Here is a 22,508-nt window from a genome sequence, read left to right as displayed (position 1 = left end):
CCATAAAAAAACCGCCTGTCGGCGGTTTTTTTATGGCTGTCCCCGACGTCAGGGGAGACAGACCGGGCAGAAGGCGTAGGTGCCCTGGGGATCGTTGAAGCGGGTCAGCGGGTCCAGACTGCGGTTCATCTCCAGCAGCGCCTTGCCAAGCCCGGTGGGCAGCCAGCTTTGCAGGTGCGGGGCCAGCGCCTGGGCGCTGCTGTCAAACAGCTCGCGCAGGAACTTGTCCCTGGCCGACTCTTCCGGTGCGATGGGGGTGACCTGCCAGCTCTTGAGGTTGGCGAGATCGGCGGCCGCCTTGAGGGCGTCATCCAGATTGCCAAACTCGTCCACCAGCCCCAGTGCCTTGGCATCCTGCCCGGTCCAGACCCGGCCTTCGGCGGCTTTTTCCGCCTCTTCCGGGCTAAGGCCGCGGCCCTTGCCCACCAGGCCGACAAAGCGCTGATAGGTGTCTTCCACGCTCAGTTGAATGGCTTCACCCACGTGATCCGGCAGGGCACGGGTCAGCCCGACCCCCACGAAGTCGGTGGTGCCGACGCCGTCGGTGTGTACCCCGTACTGGGAGAGCGCCTTGTCGATGGTGGCGAACATGCCGAACACCCCGATGGAACCGGTGAGGGTGGTGGGGGAGGCGAAGATCTTGTCCGCATCGGCGGAGATCCAGTAGCCACCGGAGGCGGCGTAGCTGCCCATGGAGATGACCACCGGCTTGCCCGCCTGTTTCAGGGCCAGCAATTCGGCGCGGATCTGCTCGGCGGCAAAGGCGCTGCCGCCGGGGCTGTCCACTCGCAGCACCACGGCTTTCACCTGATCGTCACGGCGGGCCTCGGCCAGCAGATCGGCAAGGCTGTCGCCGCCGATGGTGCCGGCAGGCTGGACGCCATCCATGATGGCGCCGCTGGCAGTGATGAGGCCTACCTCATCCTTGCCGCTCTGGGGGTACTGTTCCGGGATGGCGGCCAGATACTCTTTCAGGCCCACGCCCTTCCAGCCGTGATCATCGGCCTCGCCCACTTCCTTGATCACCGCCTGGGTCATTTCGTCGCGGGTGGCGAGCTGATCCACCAGACCGTTGTCGAGGGCGTAGCTGGCCGCATTGCCACCGGCCTTGCGCAGCAGTTCGAGGAAGTGATCCTTGTTCGGTGCCACGGCATCCGGCTCGATCTCCCGCTGCTCCGCCACGTCGGCCACATAGGATTGCCACAGCTGATCCAGCCAGCGCTGGTTCGCCTCCTTGCTCTCGGGGGACATCTCGTCCCGGGTGTAGGGCTCGACGAAGGACTTGTAGGTGCCGACCTTGAAGACGTGCGGGGTGATATTGAGCTTCTCCAGTGCCGACTTGAAGTAGGTCTGGTAGACACCCAGCCCCTCGATCAGCACGGCACCACTCTGGTTGAGCAGCACGTGGTCGGCGTGGGCGGCGAGCAGATAGGCCCCCTGGCTGTAGTAGTCCGCCATGGCGATGACCGGCTTGCCGCTCTCCTTGAAGGCGTCGATGGCGGCCGTCACCTCCTGCAGTTTGGAGAGGCTGGCCCCTTGCAGACCCTGGGGCTTGATCACCAGCGCCTTGATGCGATCGTCATTCCCCGCACTCTTGATGGCCCACAACAGATCGGAGAGGACGATTTCGCTTGGCTGCTCGTCCCCCTTGTCCATCTGCCTGAGCAGTTGCACCGTGGGATCGGTCTGGGTGCGCTGTTCTACCAGCACACCGGAGAGATTGAGGGTGAGCGCCCCCTCGATGGGGGTGCTTGGGGTCTCGCTCTGGCTGACGCTGAAGACAATGACCAGCACGACGAGAAGAAACAGCAGGTTGACCAGCATCAAGCGGGTAAAGTTGAGCAGGCGCCAGAGGCTGCGAAAGAGCCATCCCAGACCTTTGAAAATAGACATAGCTGCGTTGTCGCCCTGTTAATGGGTTGAGAGCAGCCATTATTAACCAGTTGCGCAGCCAATTGCCATTTCCCCTTGAGTCGACTGCCCCCCGCCACTTCGGAACACGGCTGTTCGCTGAAAAAATGTCCAAACATTTGTTTGAAAAAGAGTTTTCGATTCTTTACTCTAGCTCCAGTTTGATAACAAAAAATTAACTGAAAGGCCCGATGAGCCGGCCCCATCTCCACCCACCCCCTTCTTTTTACTGCCCGTCACCCGAGGCAGTCAGGAAGGCTGGAGCATGACCACGTGTACATCGACCTCGACAAGGAGTGCATCATGAGCCGTTATCCCACGCTGCTGACCCCCCTCGATCTGGGTTTTACCCAGTTGCGCAACCGCGTACTGATGGGGTCCATGCACACCGGCCTCGAGGAGGAAAAGGGGGGCTTTGACAAGCTGGCCGCCTTCTATGGTGAGCGGGCCCGTGGCGGGGTCGGTCTCATCGTGACCGGCGGTATCGCCCCCAATTTGCGGGGGCGGCTGGTGCCCCACGGCTCCCAGCTGAGCTTTCCCTGGCAGGTAGCCAAACATCGCAAGGTGACCGAGGCAGTGCATCAGGAAGGGGGCAAGATAGCGCTGCAGATCCTTCATGCGGGCCGCTACGCCTACCATCCGTTCAGCCTGGCGCCGAGCGCCCTCAAGGCTCCCATCTCCCCGTTCAAGCCGCGGGCCATGAGCGAGCGGCAGATCCGCGGCACCATTCGCGACTTCGCCGCCACTGCGGCGCTGGCCAAGGCGGCCGGTTATGACGGGGTCGAGGTGATGGGCTCGGAAGGCTATCTCATCAACCAGTTCATCTGCGAGCGCACCAACAAGCGCACCGATGGCTGGGGCGGCAGCAGCGAAAACCGCATGCGTTTCCCGGTGGAGATTGTCCGCGCCATCCGTGAGCGGGTGGGCACGGATTTCATCGTCATCTTCCGCCTCTCCATGCTGGACCTGGTGGAGCAGGGCTCCTCCCTTGAGGAAGTGATCGCACTTGGTCGGGCACTGGAGCAGGTGGGGGTGACCCTCATCAACACCGGTATCGGCTGGCACGAGGCGCGCATTCCCACCATCGCCACCAGCGTGCCGCGCGGTGCCTTCAGCTGGGTGACCGCCGAGCTGAAAAAGCACCTCAAGGTGCCCCTCATCACCACCAACCGCATCAACACCCCTGAGGTGGCGGAGCGCATCCTGGCGGGCGGGGAGGCGGACATGGTCTCCATGGCGCGCCCCTTCCTGGCAGACCCCGAGTTCGTCATCAAGGCGGCTGAAGACAGGGCGGACGAGATCAACACCTGCATCGCCTGCAACCAGGCCTGCCTCGACCACGTGTTCAAGCAAAAGCGTGCCTCCTGCCTGGTCAACCCCCGCGCCTGTTTCGAGACCGAGTTGACGTTTGGCCGGGTGCCCCAGCCCAAGAAGCTGGCGGTGGTGGGGGCGGGTCCTGCCGGGCTGGCGTTTGCCTGCTACGCCGCCGAGCGGGGCCATCAGGTAAGCCTGTTCGATCAGGCGAGCGAAATCGGCGGCCAGTTCAACTTTGCCAAGCAGATCCCGGGCAAGGAGGAGTTTCACGAGACCCTGCGCTACTTCGCCAAACGGCTTGAGAAGTGCGGCGTCGAGCTCTATCTGGGCCAGCGCCAGAGTGCTGAGAGCCTCTTGGGCGGCGGTTTTGACGAGGTGATCCTCGCCACCGGCATCCGCCCGCGCACTCCCAATATCCCGGGTATCGAGCACCCCAAGGTGTTGAGCTACCTCGATGTCTTGCGTGATCACAAGCCGGTGGGCGAGAAGGTGGCGGTCATCGGCGCCGGCGGCATCGGCTTTGACGTGGCCGAATACCTGGTGGAGAAGAGAGGATCGCCGGATGCTGAAAGCCATCGCGATCACTGGCTCAAGGAGTGGGGTATCGACAAGCAACTGGGTGAGCGCGGCGGCCTGACTACCCCCGAAATCGATGCCCCCGAGCGCCAGATCTGGTTGCTCCAGCGCAAGGAGAGCAAGGTGGGCGACGGCCTTGGCAAGACCACCGGCTGGATCCATCGCACCGTGCTCAAGAATCGCAAGGTGCAGATGCTCTCCGGCGTCCAGTACCTGCGTATCGACGATGCCGGGCTTCACATCCAGGTGGGCGACCAACAGCAGTGCCTGCCGGTGGATCAGGTGATCATCTGTGCCGGACAGGAACCCCTCAAGGAGTTGCAGGCTGGTCTGCAGGCTGCTGGCAAGCCGGTGCACATCATCGGCGGTGCCGACGTGGCCGCCGAGCTGGATGCCAAACGCGCCATCCGGCAAGGGGCGGAGCTGGCTGCCGTCATCTAGCCTCCCGACCCTTTCGTATCCTGACAAACCCCTGAACCCCAGGGGTTTTCTTCATCCAGTGCTGTGCTAAGGTAGCGCCATCATCGCCTTTGACAAGGAACTGCCCCATGGATGCCCTCCATCTGTTACTCAATCGCCACTCCTGTGGTCGTCTGGCCGAGCCTGCCCCGAGTGGTGAAGTGCTCGACAATATCCTCAAGGCCGGGCTGCGGGCGCCGGATCACGGCACTCTGACCCCCTGGCAGTTCATCCTGTTCGAAGGGGAGGGGCGTGAGCGCCTGGGGACATTGCTGGCCGATGCCGCCCATGCCCGTGGCGAGGATGCGGACAGTGTCGAGAAGTGCCGCGCCGCGCCACTGCGTGCTCCCCTGGTGATCGCGGTGGCGACCCGTTATCAGGCGCACCCCAAGGTACCGAAACTGGAGCAGGAGCTCTCTGCCGGTTGCGCCCTGATGGCGATGCAGATGGCGGCCCAGGCCCAGGGCTTCAACGGCATCTGGCGCTCCGGCTGGTTCATCTTCGACGAGCAGATCCATGGTGCACTGGGGCTGGCACCGGAGGATCAACTGGTGGGCTTCCTCTACCTTGGCACCCCCATGCTGGAGGCCCGCAAGCTGCGCGAGTTGCCCATTCAGGACTTCGTGCGCAACTTCTGAAGCGCAGAACGCCAAAAGCCCTGATTATTCAGGGCTTTTTTGTTTTCTGACAAAGCCGTCAGGCTGTACTGATAAATGCGCACTTGCCAAGAGGGTAGAAGGGGGTTGGCCGGACATTTTTTGAATTGTGAGAGATTCTTCTCACTCCTGGTTTATTACGCTATGTAAAACGTTTGCGCCACGTTATTATCCCACTGCCAGTTTAGAAGGTGACCCCTTCTAATTTTCTGCGATGAGAGTCGCAATTCCGTAGCACCTTTTTAGAGCCCAACGTCTTGATGACATTGGGCTTCATTTTTTGTAGGGCTGGCACGTCAGCGTTCTTTCTCCTCTGCCTCTTCTCTACCTCACCCGGCCTCTTTGTGGCGATCTTTTGCACAGCCATTGATGTGGCCTCGATTGGAATCAGGATCAGGGTCAAATATCCTGCATTTGCAGGTGAAATCCGGCCCGGGATCCGCCAGCATCGGCAGAGACAAGAGAGCCAGAGGCTTCCCTTCGACCTCGACTGCCCGCACCTATGCCATCCGGAGGCGATATGTGGTTCAACCGCAAGCTTGAAAAAGAGAATCAACAGCTCAGGGAGGCGATGCTTCTCAAAGAGCAGCAGCACCAGAGCGAGCTGGCCGAATTGCGTGCCACCATCGGTGAATACGAGCACATGCAGCGCACCAGCCGGGAACGTGGCGATCTCTTCAATCAGGTGATCTCCTGCCAGAACCAGGGAGGTGAGATGCTGCAGAGCGTGCGGGAAGCGCTGGCTGGCAGTGCCGAGCACCTGATGGCGGAAAAGGGAGCGCTCTGCGAGCTGGATCAGCTCTTTGCCCAGACCCGGGGCGCCATCACCCGTCTCTCCGATCGCGCCCATGCCATCACGGATGAGGCGGCTCGCAGCCTCGCAGCCGTCCATCAGCTCGATGCCAGTACGTCCGCCATCAACCAGTTCGTGACCGCCATCCAGGGCATTTCGGATCAGACCAACCTGCTGGCACTCAATGCGGCCATCGAGGCGGCCAGGGCCGGTGAAGCTGGCCGAGGATTCGCGGTGGTCGCCGATGAGGTGCGTCAGCTGGCGAGCAAGGCTCATGAAGCCAGCAGCCAGATCGAGGTGCTGGTCAGGCAGATAGTGGCCCAGGCGCAGGAGATCAAGTCCATCATCGATGACAACCAGGCCAGTGCCGCCGAGGTGGCGACCTCCTCCTCCCAGATCGATGTGGTGGTGACCCAGGTGCTGGCACAATCAGGCCGGATGCAGCAGGTGATCCACAGTGCGGCCTCCACCTCCTTCCTCAATACCACCAAGCTGGATCACGCCGTCTGGAAGAACACCATCTATCGGCTCATCGATCAGCAGCATTTTCACGAGCCGGTCAGCGACCACGCTCAGTGCAGGCTGGGTAAATGGTATTTCGAGGGGCAGGGCGCCGAGCTCTTCGCCCACAAGCCGGGCTTTCGTGAACTGGACGGGCCCCACAAGCGGGTCCACGAGAGCGGCAAGGCCGCCCTGCACGCGCGCGAGCAGGGGGATATCAAAAGCATGGTCGAGCAGCTCAAGACCATGGAAAACGCCAGCATGCAGGTGGTGCACTGCATCGACCGCCTGCTGGAAAGCGCCTGAGCGAGCCTCGGGCCTTCCGCTCAACCTTTGACTGGCAGCAGCCGTGCCGGGTTGCCTGCCACCCTGCCACCCTGGCACCGGCCGGTACATCTCTGGTCACGACCGAGCCCGCGCCCACGACAGCTTCCCGCCCTATGGTGACACCGGGCAGCAGGATGGCGCCGCCGCCAATCCAGACCCTGTCTTCAATGGTGACCGGCAGCGCCGTCTCAACCCCCTGAATGCGCTCATCGGCGTCCAGCGCATGGGCGGCGGTGTAGATCTGCACGTTCGGCCCAATCATTACCTCGGCGCCGATGCGAATGGGGGCATTGTCCAGCAGGGTGGCCCCCATGTTGATGTAGCTGCCCTTGCCAAGGTGGATGTGGCGGCCATAGGTGCAGTAGAAGGGCGGGCAGATGAAGGCACCCTGTGCCAGCTCGCCGACGATCTGCAGCAGCAGTGCCAGCTGTTCATCCTCCTCGTCGCTGCGATTGAAGCGGCGGTACAGGCGGGCCGTCTCCCGGCGCAACAGATCCAGCTCTGGCGCCATGCAGTTGTAAGGCTGGCTGGCGATCATCTTCTCGTATTCGGTCATGACTGGGCCTCGATGGGGTGGAGGAAGAGAGGATAAGCCATCGGAGAGCGGAGAAGCGTGAGGCTCTCCCCAGAGTGGGCAGAAGGAGAACGGCGTCCGGAAACGACAAGGGCACCCTGGGGTGCCCCTGTCGTTCAGCGACCTAAGTGTTGCCGCCGTGGCTTGTTGTTTATCAGCCGAGTTTGCGGCCGATGGGTTGGTTGCCACAGTAGCTTGTTGCTTATCAGCCGAGTTTGCGGCCGGAGAGGCGGCACCACTCTTCCTTCACCGCAGTCGGGTCCATTTCGAACCACTGGCCATAGATGGTCTCCAGCTCTGGCGCCTGGCTTTCCAGCACGCCGGAGAGGGCCATCAGGCTGCCCGCCTTGCCGTGGCCGGCGATAAGCGGCGCCAGCTCGCGCAGCGGGCCGGCCAGGATGTTGGCCACCACCACGTCCGCTTCGACGTCTTGCGGCTGATCCGCTGGCAGGTAGAGTTCAATCTGGTCGGCAACGCCATTTCGCTCGGCGTTGTCACGGCTGGCCTGGATGGCCTGAGGATCGATGTCGATGCCGATGACCCGGGCAGCCCCCAGTTTCAGGGCGGCGATGCCGAGGATGCCGGAGCCGCAACCAAAGTCGACCACGGTTTTGCCGGCCAGATCCAGCCCGTCCAGCCACTGCAGGCAGAGTGCCGTGGTGGGGTGGGTACCGGTGCCGAAGGCCAGGCCCGGGTCCAGCATGACGTTGACCGCATCGGGGTTCGGCACGTCGCGCCAGCTCGGGCAGATCCAGAGCCGCTCGCCGAACTGCATGGGGTGGAAGTGATCCATCCATTCGCGCACCCAGTCCTTGTCTTCCAGTTGCTCCACCTTGTAGCCCACGTCTTCACCGAAGATCTGCTGGAAGAAGGCGATGGTGGGAGCCGGATCGGTTTCGGCATCGAACAGCCCCATCACTTCGGTCTCGCCCCAGAGCGGGGTTTCACCGGGCATGGGCTCATAGACGGGCACATCCTTGGCATCCATAAAGGTCACCGCCTGGGCCCCACGCCCCAGCAGCATGTTGCTCACCTTGTCTGCGGTCTTGGCAGTGGCGTTGATTCGAATTTGTATCCAGGGCATGGCGTCGGCTCTTCATAAATGTGAAACCGCGGGATTCTATCATCATGGACCCGTGCTGTCGTGGTTTGACCATGGCCTCATGGGGAAGGGAGGTAACTCTGCCAAGTTGGCACGGTTAATGTATTCCTTCATGGGTGACGGGAAGCAACTTGTTCCCGCTGAATGCTTTGCTCTATGAAGTTCCGTCATCTTTTTTCAGCCACCTTCGGGTGGCTTTTTTATGCCTGTGCGCTGAAAAACGGTTAATTGGGAGGGAAAAGCGGAGATTGGCACGCTATCTGCAAAGTTACAGATGTCCTGCATAAGGATATGTGTGTGATTGTTACCCCAACGTTCAGGTTTTTAGGGCCATCCCGACGGGATGGCCTCTTTTTTATGGTTTTTTCGGGGGAGATGCCCCGTCAGGGACAAAGGTCACCTGCGGGGCTGTGCACTCTTGGGGCTTGTCACTGGTGATTTCACCCCATGATGGTGCATTTATTTACCTACAAGGGAATAGGCTGGACGGTAAGGCCCGCTTGGGCTGCGCCTCAGCGATGGAAACCGCTCATGTCGATCACCAGCTTGCCCACCATGTGACCCGCTTCCAGCTCGGCATGAGCCCGGGCCAGGGTGAGGGGCGTCAGTTCGGGTACCACCTTGCTGAGGGTGGTCTTGAGCACCCCTTCATCGATCAGGGCCGCGACCCGGCCGAGCAGGTTGTGCTGTTCTATCATGTCCGGGGTCTGGAACAGGGAGCGGGTAAACATGAACTCCTGGCTGAAGGTGACGCTCTTGGGTTTGAGCAGACCCAGATCCCAGGGGTCACTGGACTCGGCGATGGTGCAGATGTGACCAAACGGACGGATGAGGCTGGCCATGGTGTTCCAGTGCTGCTCGGTGGCGTTGGTGCAGAAGATGGCATCCACCTCGCTGATGCCGAGAGCCTTGAGCTCCGCCTGCAGATGGTGATGGCTCACCACCTGGTGGGCCCCCATGTCCAGGCACCACTCCCGTGTTTCGGGGCGCGATGCGGTGGCGATCACCTCCATGCCGGTAAGCTGGCGGGCCAGCTGGATGGCGATGGAACCGACCCCGCCGGCGCCCCCGATGATCAGCAGTCGCCCGGTGCTTTCGCGGGTGAGGCTCATGCGCTCGAACAGGGTTTCCCAGGCGGTGATGGCGGTGAGCGGCAGGGCGGCGGCTTCCAGATCGGTCAGGGTGACTGGGGCGATGGCGGCAATGCGTTCGTCCACCAGTTGCAGGGCGCTGTTGCTGCCCGGGCGGCTGATGTCGCCGGCATACCAGACCCTGTCACCGGCCTTGAACAGGGTGACGTCGCTACCGACGGCGATCACCTCGCCCACGGCGTCCCAGCCCAGCACGCGGGGGCTGCTTTCGACCTTGTCCTTGGGGGCGCGTACCTTGGTGTCGACCGGATTGATGGAGGTGGCGTTGACCCATACCAGCAGATCCCGCGGGCCCGGTGTCGGATCGGGTAGATCGCTCTCGATGAAGCAGTGGGGGTGGTTGCTTGGCAGATAGTGAGTCAGGGCGATGGCTTTCATGGCTTTTCCTTTCAAATAGCAGTGTTCGGGATTGCCACTCACTCTAGTCTGGATGATTATCAAGATTAAGATGGGTAATTGGTAAAGACTGTTTGAATATATGAACAATGTCGAACTGGAGTTGATGGGGTTGTTCGCCACAGTGGTCGAGCAGGGGAGCTTCACCGGGGCGGCCGAGGTGCTCGGCATGCCCAAGTCCTCGGTGAGCCAGAAGATCTCGCGCCTCGAATCCCGGCTCGGGGTGAGGTTGCTGCAACGCACCACCCGCAGGCTCAGCCTGACGCCCCAGGGGGAGGTCTATGTGGCCCATTGTCAGGAGCTGCTGGCACTGGCGCGCAGCGCCAATCTGGCGATGGCGCGGTTGCGCGCGGCTCCTGGAGGGCGGGTGCGGATCACTGCTCCCGAAGCCACGGGAACCTTGCTGCTTGGCCGGATACTGGCCGAATTTCGCGCCCTCTATCCCGAGGTGGTGCTGGAGCTGACCCTTTGCGATGAACAGCTGGATCTGGTGGGGGAAGGTTACGATCTGGCGCTGCGGGCAGCGCCGCTGAAAGATTCCAGCCTCATCTGCCGGCGCATCGGCCAGGTGGCGCGCCATCTGGTGGCATCTCCCGGTTACCTGGCGGCCAACGGGACGCCGCTCCAGTTCTCGGAGCTGGCCGGACACGCCTGCCTGGTACATGGCTCCTTGCCGGTGTGGCCATTGCAGGAGGGGGGCTGGCGCCCTCGCGGGGCCTGCCAGAGCAACAGCCTGCTGGCGCTGCGGGAGCTGGCACTCCATGACGGGGGGATTGCCCTGCTGCCAGCCCATGTCTGCGGCGACGATCTGGCGGCGGGGCGACTGCTCAAGGTGCTGCCGGATCTCCTGGTTCCGGTGAACCCCTTCTATCTCATCTACCCGAGCCGGGAACACCTGGCCCCCGCCCTTCGCAGCCTGATGGACTTCGTGGCCGAACGTCTTCCCTTTGCCTGATCACTGGTGCTGACCAAGGGGAGCCTGAGCCGGTTCGAGACCGAGCGGGACCGACTGGCGTTCCGCCAGCATGCGGATCTGCCCTTCGATGAGGCCGGCATGGGGGCCGAGCACCAGCACCAGCTGATGTTCGTTGAGCACGATCCAGGAGAGGCAGCCCAGTCTGGCCAGGCAGGATTGATCCACCAGGGCCATGTCGCGAACCCGCAGGCTGAGGCGGGTCAGGCAGACGCTCATGGCCTGCAGGTTGTCCATGCCCCCCAGCATCTTGAGGTACTGGATAGCCAGCATCTGGGGATCGGTGGGGGCCACGGTCGCGAGCCGGGAGAGATCCTCGGCGATGGGCTTGCCCGGCAGACTGAGGGGAGCGTGTTCCAGCAGCCGGGAGAAGAGCAGGGCATAGACGACGAAGAAGAGGATGCCCAGGGGGATGAGCCAGAAGCTGTGCAGACCGGCGTGGTAGCTCAGGACCAGGTCCAGCAATCCGGCAGAAAAGTAGCTGCCCACCTGGATGTCGAGCCCGCTGCAGATGGCCAGCGACAGCCCGGTCAGCAGGGCATGGGCCAGAAACAGCCAGGGTGCGGTGAAGGCAAACAGGAACTCGATGGGCTCCGTGATGCCCACCAGTGCCGAGGTGAGCGCCAGGGTGAGCAGCAACCCTCCCTGGGGCAGTTGCTGCATCCGCTGGCGATGGATCCAGATGGCAAAACAGGCACCGGGCAGGCCGAACATGATGACCGGATAGAGCCCGGCCACATAGCCTTCATGCAGCGGCTGGGCGGTCGAGAGGGCTTGCAGATTGCTCTCCCCGAGCCCGATGAGGCTGCCCAGCACCTGGTGCAGGCCGAGGGGGATCAGCAGTCGGTTCAGCACGCCGTAGCAGAAGGCGCCAAATGGCGTGGTGAGCAGATCGGAGGCGAGCAGGGTGAGCCCCTGTTCCAGCAGCGGCCAGAGGATGGAGAGGGGGATCACCAGCAGTAGGCAGGCCAGCGCCGAGAGCAACATGCCCGGCAGATCTTCCTGCAGGGGGCGCAACCAGCCCGGCAGCCGCAGAGCGCGGGCCCGGGAGCAGACCATGGCGGTGACGAGCCCGGCCAGCAGGCCGCAGATCATATCCGCATGCAGCCCGGGCACCAGGGTGCCCAGCGCCGAGCTCAGCAGCAGGAAGTTGACCGCACCGGCGAGCGCCTGGGCTCCTTGCCCCTGGCGACTCAACCCGAAGGCGATGGCCACCGCATAGATGAGTGGCATCTGGCTGAAGAGGGCTCGACCGGCGAGGGAGAGCACGGCGAGATCCAGCACGTCCGGCTGGCCGAGTCGGTGGAGCAGGGCGGCCAGGGGCAGGATGGAGACGGGCAGCAACAGGGCATAGCCTAGGCGCTGCAAGGACTGGGTCAGGATCTTTCTGGCGTTCTGGACTGACATGGGGGCACGGTATTTGTGACGTGGCGCACATTTTACCCGTGAGCCCCCATTTGGGAATAGGCGAGCCTTCCTTTATTGATCCTTTTCTTAATTTTGATCAAACAATCGACGGACACGCTGATCCGGGGCAGGAGTGAGCAGGCTGACCAGGACAAAGGCCGCCAGGCCAAGGGCCAGGCTCGGGACGATGGCGTGCAGACCGGCCAGCTTGATCCCCCACTGGCTCAAGGTGCCGTAACAGAGGATGCCGCAGACCATGCTGGCCAGGGCTCCCGAGCCGTTGGCCCTGGACCAGTAGAGGCCGAGCACCAGGGGCCAGAGGAAGACCGCCTGCAGGCCGCCGAAGGCGAGCAGGTTGAGCCAGATGATCATCTCGGGGGGGTGGAGCGCCGCCAGCAGCACCAGGGTACCCAGGATCAGGGTGCAGAGCAGGGAGAGGCGCGGCACCCGGACCTCCAGCTTCTCCTGCCTGGGGTTGAGGTAATTGAGGTAGAGATCTTTCACCAGGGTGGCGGAGGCCTGGATCAGCTGGGAGTCGATGGTGGACATGATGGCCGCCATGGGGGCGGCCAGGAAGACCCCGGCCAGCCAGGGGGGGAGCACCTCCATCATCAGGGAGGGCATGATCTTGTCCGGGCTGTCCATGCCGGGCAGGATGGCGCGGCCCAGTGCCCCGGCCAGGTGCATGCCGAACATCAGCAGGGCGCAGACGATGGTGCCGATGAGGATGCCCCGGTGCAGCGCCTTGCTGTCCCGGTAGCCAAAGCAGCGCAGCGCCGAGTGGGGCAAGCCCACCACCCCGATGCAGACCAGCACCCAGAAGCTCAGCATGAAGGGCTGGGTCAGCATGTCGCCGGCCCCCTGGGGGCTCACCAGCTTGGGATCTATCTCCTTGAGCTGGTGGACAAGATTCGGCAACCCGTCACCGGCGATGAGGATGCCCGCCAGCAGGGCGCCAGTGCCGATGAGCATGACGATGCCCTGCAGGGCATCCGTCATCACCACGGCGCGAAAGCCGCCGATCACCGTGTAGAGCAGCACGCAACTGGCAAACAGGAAGAGCCCCTGCTGATAGCTGAGGCCGGTCGCCGTTTCCAGCAGGCGGGCGCCGCCGATGAACTGCACCACCATGGTGGCGATGAAGGCAAGGATGATGGTGACCGAGCCCAGCACGACCACCGCCCTGCTCTGGTAGCGGGCCCATAGCATGTCGTTGATGGTCACCGCGTTGACCCGGCGGGCGATGATGGCGAACTTCTTGCCAAGCACCCCCAGGGTGAGCCAGACGGTGGGCAGCTGGATCATCGCCAGCAATACCCAGCCGAGGCCTACCTTGTAGGCGGCCCCCGGTCCGCCGATGAAGGACGATGCAGAGGTATAAGTGGCCACCAGGGTCATGGCGAGCACCAACCCCCCCATGCTGCGGTTGCCGATGAAGTACTCCTGCATGAAGTTGCCGCCGGTCCGGTGGCGGCTGGCCCAGAAACCGACCCCCAGTACCAGCACCAGGTAGATGCAGAGCGGCAGCATCAGCTCAAAATTCATGGGGTGGTACCTCGCTATCCAGGGGAATATCGACGAACAGGCGATCCACCATGAGGGCGCAGAGGCCGATGAACAGCAGCGGCATCAGGATGCAGCTGAGCAGGAACCAGAGAGGCAGGTCCCACAGCTCGAGATCCTCGGGGATGAAATAAGCCGAGCCATACCAGGCGACAAAGTAGAGCAGGGTCAGCAGCAGGCAGAAGGCTGCTTCCCGACGGGCGAGTGCGAAACGGTTCACTGTGGCCTCCGACGAGTGAGCGGGGCGCAAGAATAACAAAAAAGGGCCATGTCGCCATGGCCCTTTTTTACGTTGGCGATCCGGGTGGATCGCGCAATATCCCGATGAAAGGGGTCTTTGCAGACCCGACTTCTTGTGCAGGTAGTGGCTGTTCTGTATTGCCACCGTGCTCAATGGGTCGGGCCTCAAGCCATTACAGACCCGACTTCTTGTGCAGGTGGTGGCTGTTCTGTGCTGCCACCGTGCTCAATGGGTCGGGCCTCAAGCCATTACAGACCCAACTTCTTGTGCAGGTAGTGGATGTTGGTGCCACCGTGCTGGAAGTTTTCGTCCTTCATGATCTCTTTTTGCAGGGCGATGTTGGTCTTGATCCCTTCCACCACCAGCTCGTCGAGGGAGTGGCGCATGCGGGCGATGGCCACGTCGCGGTTCTCCCCGTAGCAGATCAGCTTGCCGATCATGGAGTCGTAGTAGGGGGGGACCTTGTAACCCGCATAGATATGGGATTCCCAGCGCACGCCCAGGCCGCCCGGCGCGTGGAAGCGCTGGATGAGACCGGGAGAGGGCAGGAAGGTGGCCGGATCTTCGGCATTGATCCGGCACTCGATGGCGTGGCCACGGATGCGGATGTCCTGCTGGGTGATCGACAGGGGCTGACCGGCGGCAATGCGCAGCTGCTCCTTGATGAGGTCGACGCCGGTGACCATTTCGGTGACCGGATGCTCCACCTGGATACGGGTGTTCATCTCGATGAAATAGAACTCGCCGTTCTCGTACAGGAACTCGAAGGTACCCGCACCGCGGTAGCCGATCTCGAGACAGGCGCGCACGCAGCGCTCACCGATGAACTTGCGCATCTCGTCGGTGATGCCGGGGGCCGGCGCCTCTTCCACGACCTTCTGGTGACGGCGCTGCATGGAGCAGTCCCGCTCACCCAGATAAAGGGCGGTACCCTGACCGTCAGCCAGCACCTGGATCTCGATGTGGCGCGGGTTTTCCAGGTACTTCTCCATGTAGACCATGTCGTTCTTGAAGAACTGGCCCGCTTCGGATTTGGTCAGCGCGATGGCGGAGGCCAGTTCGGCCTCGTTGCGCACTACGCGCATGCCGCGACCACCACCGCCACCGGCGGCCTTGATGATCACCGGATACCCGATCCGCTTGGCGATGGCGGCGTTGCGCTTGGCATCGTTGTCCACCGGGCCGTCGGAGCCGGGTACGCAGGGCACGCCCGCCTTCTTCATCGCCTCGATGGCGGAGACCTTGTCACCCATCAGGCGAATGGTCTCGGCGCGCGGGCCGATGAAGATGAAGCCGGATTTCTCGACCACTTCGGCGAAGTCGGCATTCTCGGAGAGGAAGCCGTAGCCCGGGTGGATGGCGACGGCACCGGTCACCTCGGCGGCGGCGATGATGGCCGGCACATTGAGGTAGGACTCACCGCTGGCAGGCTTGCCGATGCAGATGGTTTCGTCCGCCAGGAGCACATGCTTGAGCTCCCGATCGGCAGTGGAGTGAACGGCCACTGTCTTGATCCCGAGCTCTTTGCAGGCGCGCAGGATCCGCAGGGCAATTTCACCGCGGTTGGCGATGACTACTTTGTCCAACATGGGTGGCATTTTCCCTTATTCGATGATGAACAGCGGCTCGTCAAACTCGACGGCCTGACCATTTTCAACCAGGATCGCTTTGATCACGCCGGCCTTGTCAGACTCGATTTGGTTCATCATTTTCATGGCTTCGACGATGCACAGGGTGTCGCCGACATTGACGTGCTGACCGACTTCCACGAACGGCTTGGCTTCCGGGCTGGAGGAGCGGTAGAAGGAGCCCACCATGGGGGAGCGCATCAGATGACCGCTCGGGGCGGCATCGGCAGCAGGCGCAGCGGCTGCTGCCGGAGCAGCGGCAACCGGTGCGGCAACCTGAGCTGCGGCCTGGGGCATGATCATCTGCGGGGCAACGCTAACCTGGCCGGAGAAATTACGGCTGATGCGAACGGACTCTTCCCCTTCGGAGATTTCCAGCTCGGCGATGCCGGACTCTTCAACCAGTTCAATCAGCTTCTTGATTTTGCGGATATCCATTAGCATTCTCTTTCTTCTTTATCTGATCAGTGATTATCAAGCCGCGCGCAACTGATGCACGGCCGCGGTTAAAGCGAATTGGTAACCATCGGCACCCAACCCGCAGATCACCCCCTTGGCGACATCAGACAGATAGGAGTGATGACGGAAGGGCTCCCTGGCATGAACGTTTGACAGGTGAACCTCGATAAAGGGGATGGCCACACCCAGCAGGGCATCGCGCAGGGCAACGCTGGTATGGGTGAAGGCGGCGGGATTGATGATGATGAAATCCACCTGGCCCATGGCCTGATGGATGCGGCCGATCAGCTCGTGCTCGGCATTGGATTGCAGATGTTCCAGGGTGACACCGAGTTCGCTGGCGCTGCGCGTCAGATCGGCGACGATCTCATCGAGCGTCTTGCTGCCGTAGATTCCCGGTTCCCGCTTGCCCAGCAGATTCAGATTGGGGCCGTTAAGCAGGAGGATTCGGTGATGTTGCGACATATTGAGTACATCCTCGATGATTATGCTGCTATCTATCAGCTATCTTTGGACTACCAAAAATCTAGCCAATTTTTGCACAAATCGGTGTGCCCTGACACACAGATTTCGCAATTATATTGATTTCGTGAAAATTAGCAGCATTTTACTGGTCTAATCTCTACATCTGGCTATTTATTGGCCTGGTTTGCCCGCAAGCCCTGCCTACCACCGAACTCTGCCCTGTCCGGATCCCGAAGACAACAAAGCCGGCACGTGGCCGGCTCTGTTGACGTGGGGAAGAGACTCACGCCGCTTCCGACTTCTCGCGGATCAGCTTGTCCACGACCCCCGGATCCGCCAGGGTGGAGATATCCCCCAGGCTGTCGGTTTCGCCGGTGGCGATCTTGCGCAAGATACGCCGCATGATCTTGCCGGAACGGGTCTTGGGCAGCCCTTCGGCCCAGTGGATCACGTCCGGGGTCGCGATGGCGCCAATCTCCTTGCGCACCCACTCCTTCACTTCCTTGTGCAGCTCGCGGCTCGGCTCTTCCCCGGCGATCAGGGTGACATAGGCGTAAATGCCCTGTCCCTTGATCTCGTGGGGAACACCCACCACCGCCGCTTCGGCGATCTTCGGATGGGCCACCAGAGCGGACTCGATTTCGGCGGTGCCCATGCGGTGGCCTGAGACGTTGAGTACATCATCCACCCGGCCGGTGATCCAGTAGTAGCCGTCCTCGTCGCGACGGGCACCGTCGCCGGTGAAGTAGCGACCCGGGAAGGTGGAGAAGTAGGTCTGCTCGAAGCGCTCGTGATCGCCGAACACGGTACGCATCTGGCCGGGCCAGGAGTCGGTGATCACCAGGTTACCCTCGGTGGCGCCTTCCAGCGGCTCACCCAGGTTGTCCACCAGAGCAGGCTGTACTCCGAAGAAGGGACGGGTGGCCGAGCCGGGCTTGAGCGCGGTGACGCCGGGCAGCGGAGTGATGAGGATGCCGCCGGTTTCGGTCTGCCACCAGGTGTCGACGATGGGGCAGCGCTCGTCGCCGATGGTGCGGTAGTACCACTCCCAGGCTTCCGGGTTGATGGGTTCACCCACCGACCCCATGATGCGCAGGCTGGTGCGGGAAGTGCCTTCGACAGCCTCCTTGCCCTTGGCCATCAGTGCACGAATGGCGGTGGGGGCGGTATAGAGGATGGTGACCTGATGTTTGTCCACCACCTGGCTCATGCGGTTGGTAGCCGGGTAGTTGGGCACCCCTTCGAACATGACGGTGGTGGCGCCGTTGGCCAGCGGCCCGTAGACCAGATAGGAGTGACCGGTGACCCAACCCACGTCGGCGGTACACCAGTAGATGTCCTCTTCGTGGTAGTCGAACACGTATTTGAAGGTGAGGGCGGCATAGACCAGATAGCCGCCCGTGGTGTGCAGCACACCCTTGGGTTTGCCGGTGGAGCCGGAGGTGTAGAGCACGAACAGGGGATCTTCGGAGCCCATGGCTTCGGGCGGACAATCCGGGCTGGCGGCGTTGACCGCATCATGCCACCAGATGTCTCTGTGCTCGTGCCAGGCCACGTTGCCACCGGTGCGCTTGAGGACGATCACCTTGCTGACCTTGGTATCCGGGTGGGTAAGGGCCTCATCCACGTTCTTCTTGAGGGGGATGGGGCGACCGCCTCGCAACCCCTCATCGGCGGTGATGACGACGGAGGCGCCGGAGTCGATGATGCGGCCCGAGAGCGCCTCCGGCGAGAAGCCGCCGAAGACGATGCTGTGCACGGCCCCGATGCGGGTACAGGCCAGCATGGCGATGGCCGCCTCCGGCACCATGGGCATATAAAGGCAGACCATGTGGCCACGCTTGACCCCCTGGGCTTTGAGCACGTTGGCAAACTTGCACACTTCGGCGTGCAGTTCGCGATAGGTGATCTTGCGATCTTCAGCCGGGTTGTCCCCTTCCCAGATGATGGCGACCTTGTCGCCGCGCTCGCTCAGATGACGATCCAGGCAGTTGGCCGAGACGTTGAGCAGACCATCCTCATACCACTTGATGGAGACGTGGCCCGGATCGTAGGAGGTGTTCTTGACGCGGGTGTAGGGGGTCATCCAGTCGAGGATCTTGCCCTGCTCCCCCCAGAAGGCGTCCGGATCCTGCACCGACGCCTGATACATGGCTTCATAACCTTCCTTGTCCAGCAGGGCGCCGTTGCCGATGTGGGCCTTGACCGGGTAGACCTTGCTCTCGCTCATCTCTCACTCCTGTGAATACATTTTCTTAATGATTGAGTAACAACTTATACCTTTGGTTCCCGAGGGCAATTAGACTTTTGGATAGCGACGAAGATAGCAGGTGAGAGGACACGTTGAGGGCAAAGAAGGGAGCCATGGGCTCCCTTCTTTGCTTTCGTGGTGGCGCGGCCAAGGCTCAATGGCGGAGGGGGAGCAGGGGAGGCAGGCTGGGTTCTGGCAGGGGATGGCTGAACAGGTAGCCCTGTCCCTCTTCGCAACGCAGGGATTGCAGGAACTGGCGCTGGGGCTGGGTTTCTATCCCTTCCGCCGTGACGGCCATGCCGAGGGAACTGGCCAGCTGGACTATGGTCCGGCACAGCTCGCGGCTGTGCTTGTCGTCGGGCAACGCCTGGACGAAGGCCCTGTCTATCTTGATGCGATCGATGGGCAGGCTCCTGAGCAGGCTCAGGGAGGAGAAACCGGTGCCGAAGTCGTCGATGGCGATCTGCACCCCCAGCGCCTTGAGACGGGTGAAGAGCCGCAGACTGTGATCCACGCTCTGGATGATGCTCTCGGTCACCTCGATCTCCAGCCGTTCGGCAGGAAAACCGGTCTCGGCCAGAATGGCTGTCACCCGCTCCACGTAGTCGTGGGAGCGCATCTCCCTGACCGACACATTGACCGAGAGCCGGGGCACGGCGAGCCCTTCGGCTAGCCACTGCTGCCCTTGCCGGCAGGCGGTGCGCATCACCCATTCGCCCAGTGGTTCGATGAGACCGCACTCCTCTGCCACCGGAATGAAACGGTCCGGGGATATCATGCCAAGGCTGGGATGCTGCCAGCGGATCAGGGCCTCCAGGCCGCTGAGATGACCATCCGCCAGATCCGTCATGGGTTGGTAGAGCAGGCGAAACTCTTGCTGCTCAATGGCCTTGAGCAGTCCCTGCTCCAGCAGCATCCTCTCCCTGGTCTGTGCCGTCATGTCGGGGGAGTGGAACAGATAGCCGTTGCGGCCACGGCGCTTGGCTTCATGCATGGCGTTGTCCGCCGCGCTGATAAGGCTGTCCGGGGTCTGGCCATGCTCCGGATAGAGGGAGACGCCGATGCTGGCGGAGAGCCTCACCCGCTCCTGGCCGATGTCGGCGGGATCGTGCAGCCTGCGTTGCAACCCCTCGATGAGACCCAGCAGATCCTGGGTCTCCCTGATGGCGGGCAGCAACACCAGAAATTCGTCTGCCCCCAGCCGGATGGCGATGTCTCCGGGGCGCAGACAGTGGCGAATGCGGTCTGCCGACAGCTTGAGCAGCAGATCGCCGGCACTGTGCCCCAGGTTGTCGTTGATGAGCTTGAAGCCGTCGAGATCGATGAACAGCAGCGCCAGGACGTGGTGGTTCACCCTGGCCGTCTCTATCTCCAGGGTGAGGCGCTCTTGCAGCAGATGGCGATTGCCGAGATCGGTGAGGGGATCGTAATAGGAGAGGTGCTGCAAGCGGGCTTCGGCCTGATAGAGACGCAGTGCATGAAGGTGGGTCATCTCCTGCAGGCCGGGGGACGCGGGTGCGTCGAGGTGGGTGCTTGTCTGTGCGGACTCCCTCATCACGAGGACGATGCCATTGAAGGTGCCCTCCTCATCCAGCACGGAGCTGACGCTCACTTGCCAGCGTGCGGGGGAGGCCGCGCGGGAGAGACCGACCGTCTCCACCTCAAATGCGCATCGGGGGGCCCCTTGTCGCAGTTGTTGAAACAGCGGGAGCAGTTGGGGAGTCTGGGCAGGGACAATGTCGAACAGCGTCTTGCCCGGGTGCTCTGCCCGCGCGAGGCCGGTCAGTTCGGCAAAGCGTCCGTTGACGTCGTGGCACCTGAATTCGTGATCGAAGACCCCAATCCCGACGGGCGCCTGGGCGAATAGCTGTTGCAACTCGTGGGGAGAGAGCGGGCCTGACAAATGCCGTGTCGGAACCGATTCGGGTAGCACTTTTTCCATGGAGGCTCCTGAATTGATTGCTTTGTCATTTGGACGGCTGTGTCAGTATGGCAGGAAGTGTCAGGAGAGAAAGAAAGTGTGAGAAGGGTGTGAAATCAACGAGATGTCAGCCTTTCTGGCGGCCAAACGCCTGGATCCCGCGAACAAATACCAGCCAGCCCACCAGATGAAACGGCAACGCCATGGCGTAGAGCACCAGCCAGTGGCTCTCGGTGCCGCTGCTGTTGATGAAATCTGCCCAGGCGGCGAGCAGGGCCAGCATGCCCGCTATCTGGAAACGGCGACGCAGCACCACTTCCACCCCGAGATTGGCGAGGTAGAGGGTCAGCAGGATGCCGGCAAAGCCGGTGAGCTGGGCGGTGCCGTAGAGCGCGCGGTCCGGGTTGAACAGCAGCGTCACGAGGGGAGTGAGACCCTGATCCAGCGGGATCAGGGCCAGCAGCCAGCATGCGATAAGAAGCAGGGCTGTCTTCATGCCGGGCTCAGTCGGCGGACGGTGCCGGTTTGACCAGGGAGAGGTAGTTGGCGTCCATCTTGAGGAACACCCCCAGCAGGCGGGCACTGGCACCGTAGAAGCCAAACGTGTCGGCGGCCCGGCAGGCCTGCTCGAAGCGCTCGAACCAGCCCAGCAGGTGGCCGTGCAGCAGGGACTCCTGCTCGCCAAGCCACGCCTCGCGCTGGTCGGCGGTGGTCGACTCGGCGGCGCGGATGATGAGGCTGCCCATCAGATCCAGCTCGATGGCCAGATGATCGGCAGGCTCATTGTATTTGTCGCTGACGTTGATGCCGAGGCGATCGAGGCGTGCCTGCATCTCGGTCATGGGGGCCTGCATCAGCTGCTTGCCTTCGCCCCGGTAGAGGGATTCGTAGGGCAGGGCACCCTGCTCGGGAGCGCTCAGGAACAGGCCGGCGAAGTCGGCGGCCAGGGCCGTCTGGCGCTCGGGGCGCACCAGCAGGCGGGCGATGGCGTCGTTGAGCTCGGCCACGGCTTCGCGCATGGGGTCGAGAGTAGAGAGGCTCTTCAAGAAGCTGCGCACGTCATAAGTGTCGTATTCAGCGATCTGTGCATCACTGAGTTCGGCAGCAAACAGGGTGGAAAACCACCAGTAAAGCTCGGCCCGGCGTTCGCTGGTCGCCATGAATTCCTGCATTTTTCCTCCGTGGATGACAATCGGGAGCCTTGATGGCCCCCGATTCTAACGACTTTAAAAATAAAGGAAACTCATGGGGCCTTTTGGCCGGATAGCGCCAGGAGAGGGGGGCGCTATTGCGGGATCGCCGTGGGCGACGAGGAGGCCGACTTACTCCTCGACGCGATAGAGCACCTGCTTGCAACGGGGGCAGATGTGCTGGCGGCGGTAATCCATCTGGTGCACCAGGCCGACCTCCCGCTGCTGATGATGACCGCAATGGATGCAGAAAATGAGATCCCCGTCGGCGGCGCCGGGATGGGCCGCCAGGTACTGCTCCCGGGTGGGAAGTGTCTCCCAGTTGGCGGTGCAGGCACCCTTGCGGCTGGCGGTGTAGTAGACCCAGTAGAAGAGAGCGAAGACCGCGACAATCACGAACAGCATCAGATGATCCATCATGGCGTTTCCCCTTGTGTTCCGGGATGGCAGGGAGCGACACCCGCTCGTGCAGATGTCCCATGGCCTAAAGATGTTATCTGTTAGTAAATGCTATATCCATGATCTGGCTCTGGTTTTCATCGCCTTGCCCGGGAAGCGGGGGCGATGGCTGGAGCCGGATTGCGGGTGTGGGGAGGCCGGGGGGATGAGCGAAGCCAGGGGGCGGGATTCGAAATTTGCGACGTATTTTA

18 protein-coding genes and 1 pseudogene are annotated in these 22,508 nt (G+C 62.2%); 4 read left to right on the top strand and 15 right to left on the bottom strand.

The features are described from left to right. Positions 1-48: 48 nt before the first annotated feature. Positions 49-1,893, bottom strand: a complete 1,845-nt coding sequence (gene sppA, locus AB5Y50_RS20530; RefSeq protein WP_052816081.1) for a signal peptide peptidase SppA — start codon at positions 1,891-1,893, stop codon at positions 49-51. 321 nt (positions 1,894-2,214) lie between these two features. Between sppA and AB5Y50_RS20525 the strand changes: the two genes are divergently transcribed. The 3 genes from AB5Y50_RS20525 to AB5Y50_RS20515 all read left to right on the top strand — a co-directional run bounded on the left by AB5Y50_RS20525 (position 2,215) and on the right by AB5Y50_RS20515 (position 6,516). Then, the gene (locus AB5Y50_RS20525) at positions 2,215-4,242 is read left to right on the top strand and encodes an NADPH-dependent 2,4-dienoyl-CoA reductase (protein WP_052816103.1); all 2,028 of its coding nucleotides are present in this window, start codon (positions 2,215-2,217) and stop codon (positions 4,240-4,242) included. Positions 4,243-4,349: 107 nt separating this feature from the next. Next, the gene (locus AB5Y50_RS20520; protein WP_052816074.1) at positions 4,350-4,898 is read left to right on the top strand and encodes an NAD(P)H nitroreductase; all 549 of its coding nucleotides are present in this window, start codon (positions 4,350-4,352) and stop codon (positions 4,896-4,898) included. Between the two features lie 538 nt (positions 4,899-5,436). Beyond that, positions 5,437-6,516, top strand: coding sequence for a methyl-accepting chemotaxis protein (locus AB5Y50_RS20515; RefSeq protein WP_010675414.1), 1,080 nt, complete (start codon positions 5,437-5,439; stop codon positions 6,514-6,516). Positions 6,517-6,536: 20 nt separating this feature from the next. Here AB5Y50_RS20515 and AB5Y50_RS20510 read toward each other — a convergent pair. The 3 genes and pseudogenes from AB5Y50_RS20510 to AB5Y50_RS20500 form a co-directional block, all read right to left on the bottom strand. After that, positions 6,537-7,093: pseudogene (locus tag AB5Y50_RS20510) on the bottom strand (sugar O-acetyltransferase). Between the two features lie 223 nt (positions 7,094-7,316). Further along, positions 7,317-8,195: a 50S ribosomal protein L11 methyltransferase gene (gene prmA, locus AB5Y50_RS20505; RefSeq protein ID WP_010675412.1), complete on the bottom strand. Its 879-nt coding sequence runs from the start codon at positions 8,193-8,195 to the stop codon at positions 7,317-7,319. 530 nt (positions 8,196-8,725) lie between these two features. Then, entirely contained in the window at positions 8,726-9,742 is a 1,017-nt protein-coding gene (locus AB5Y50_RS20500) for a zinc-binding alcohol dehydrogenase family protein (RefSeq protein WP_052816069.1), read from the bottom strand. A gap of 100 nt (positions 9,743-9,842) precedes the next feature. Between AB5Y50_RS20500 and AB5Y50_RS20495 the strand changes: the two genes are divergently transcribed. Beyond that, the gene (locus AB5Y50_RS20495) at positions 9,843-10,715 is read left to right on the top strand and encodes a LysR family transcriptional regulator (protein ID WP_052816067.1); all 873 of its coding nucleotides are present in this window, start codon (positions 9,843-9,845) and stop codon (positions 10,713-10,715) included. On the opposite strand, the gene AB5Y50_RS20490 is transcribed toward AB5Y50_RS20495, so the two are convergent. The 11 genes from AB5Y50_RS20490 to AB5Y50_RS20440 form a co-directional block, all read right to left on the bottom strand. Then, positions 10,716-12,140: a PTS transporter subunit EIIC gene (locus AB5Y50_RS20490; protein ID WP_052816065.1), complete on the bottom strand. Its 1,425-nt coding sequence runs from the start codon at positions 12,138-12,140 to the stop codon at positions 10,716-10,718. 87 nt (positions 12,141-12,227) lie between these two features. After that, on the bottom strand, positions 12,228-13,685 hold the full coding sequence (gene panF / locus AB5Y50_RS20485) for a sodium/pantothenate symporter (RefSeq protein WP_052816063.1): 1,458 nt from the start codon (positions 13,683-13,685) through the stop codon (positions 12,228-12,230). Beyond that, positions 13,675-13,923, bottom strand: a complete 249-nt coding sequence (locus AB5Y50_RS20480) for a YhdT family protein (RefSeq protein WP_052816061.1) — start codon at positions 13,921-13,923, stop codon at positions 13,675-13,677. Before AB5Y50_RS20480 ends, panF begins: the two co-directional genes overlap by 11 nt. Before the next feature lie 269 nt (positions 13,924-14,192). Then, positions 14,193-15,533 (bottom strand): acetyl-CoA carboxylase biotin carboxylase subunit, encoded by a 1,341-nt coding sequence (gene accC / locus AB5Y50_RS20475; protein WP_010675406.1) that lies wholly within the window; start codon positions 15,531-15,533, stop codon positions 14,193-14,195. Positions 15,534-15,548: 15 nt separating this feature from the next. Continuing rightward, positions 15,549-16,010: an acetyl-CoA carboxylase biotin carboxyl carrier protein gene (accB, locus tag AB5Y50_RS20470; RefSeq protein WP_010675405.1), complete on the bottom strand. Its 462-nt coding sequence runs from the start codon at positions 16,008-16,010 to the stop codon at positions 15,549-15,551. A 36-nt stretch (positions 16,011-16,046) separates the two neighbouring features. Beyond that, positions 16,047-16,496: a type II 3-dehydroquinate dehydratase gene (gene aroQ / locus AB5Y50_RS20465; RefSeq protein WP_039040307.1), complete on the bottom strand. Its 450-nt coding sequence runs from the start codon at positions 16,494-16,496 to the stop codon at positions 16,047-16,049. A gap of 283 nt (positions 16,497-16,779) precedes the next feature. After that, positions 16,780-18,726 (bottom strand): acetate--CoA ligase, encoded by a 1,947-nt coding sequence (gene acs, locus AB5Y50_RS20460; RefSeq protein WP_180911416.1) that lies wholly within the window; start codon positions 18,724-18,726, stop codon positions 16,780-16,782. A gap of 175 nt (positions 18,727-18,901) precedes the next feature. Beyond that, the gene (locus AB5Y50_RS20455; protein WP_180911417.1) at positions 18,902-20,689 is read right to left on the bottom strand and encodes an EAL domain-containing protein; all 1,788 of its coding nucleotides are present in this window, start codon (positions 20,687-20,689) and stop codon (positions 18,902-18,904) included. A 106-nt stretch (positions 20,690-20,795) separates the two neighbouring features. After that, positions 20,796-21,164 carry a hypothetical protein gene (locus tag AB5Y50_RS20450; protein WP_042014461.1) on the bottom strand — a complete coding sequence of 123 codons (369 nt, stop codon included), beginning with the start codon at positions 21,162-21,164 and terminating at the stop codon, positions 20,796-20,798. A gap of 7 nt (positions 21,165-21,171) precedes the next feature. Next, entirely contained in the window at positions 21,172-21,840 is a 669-nt protein-coding gene (gene torD, locus AB5Y50_RS20445; RefSeq protein WP_010675400.1) for a molecular chaperone TorD, read from the bottom strand. Between the two features lie 150 nt (positions 21,841-21,990). Further along, the gene (locus AB5Y50_RS20440; protein ID WP_010675399.1) at positions 21,991-22,278 is read right to left on the bottom strand and encodes a hypothetical protein; all 288 of its coding nucleotides are present in this window, start codon (positions 22,276-22,278) and stop codon (positions 21,991-21,993) included. Positions 22,279-22,508: the final 230 nt, after the last annotated feature.

This window comes from Aeromonas sp. s6 (assembly GCF_040907815.1).
Classification (GTDB): domain Bacteria; phylum Pseudomonadota; class Gammaproteobacteria; order Enterobacterales; family Aeromonadaceae; genus Aeromonas; species Aeromonas caviae.
This window is presented reverse-complemented; position numbering and strand designations above follow the sequence as displayed.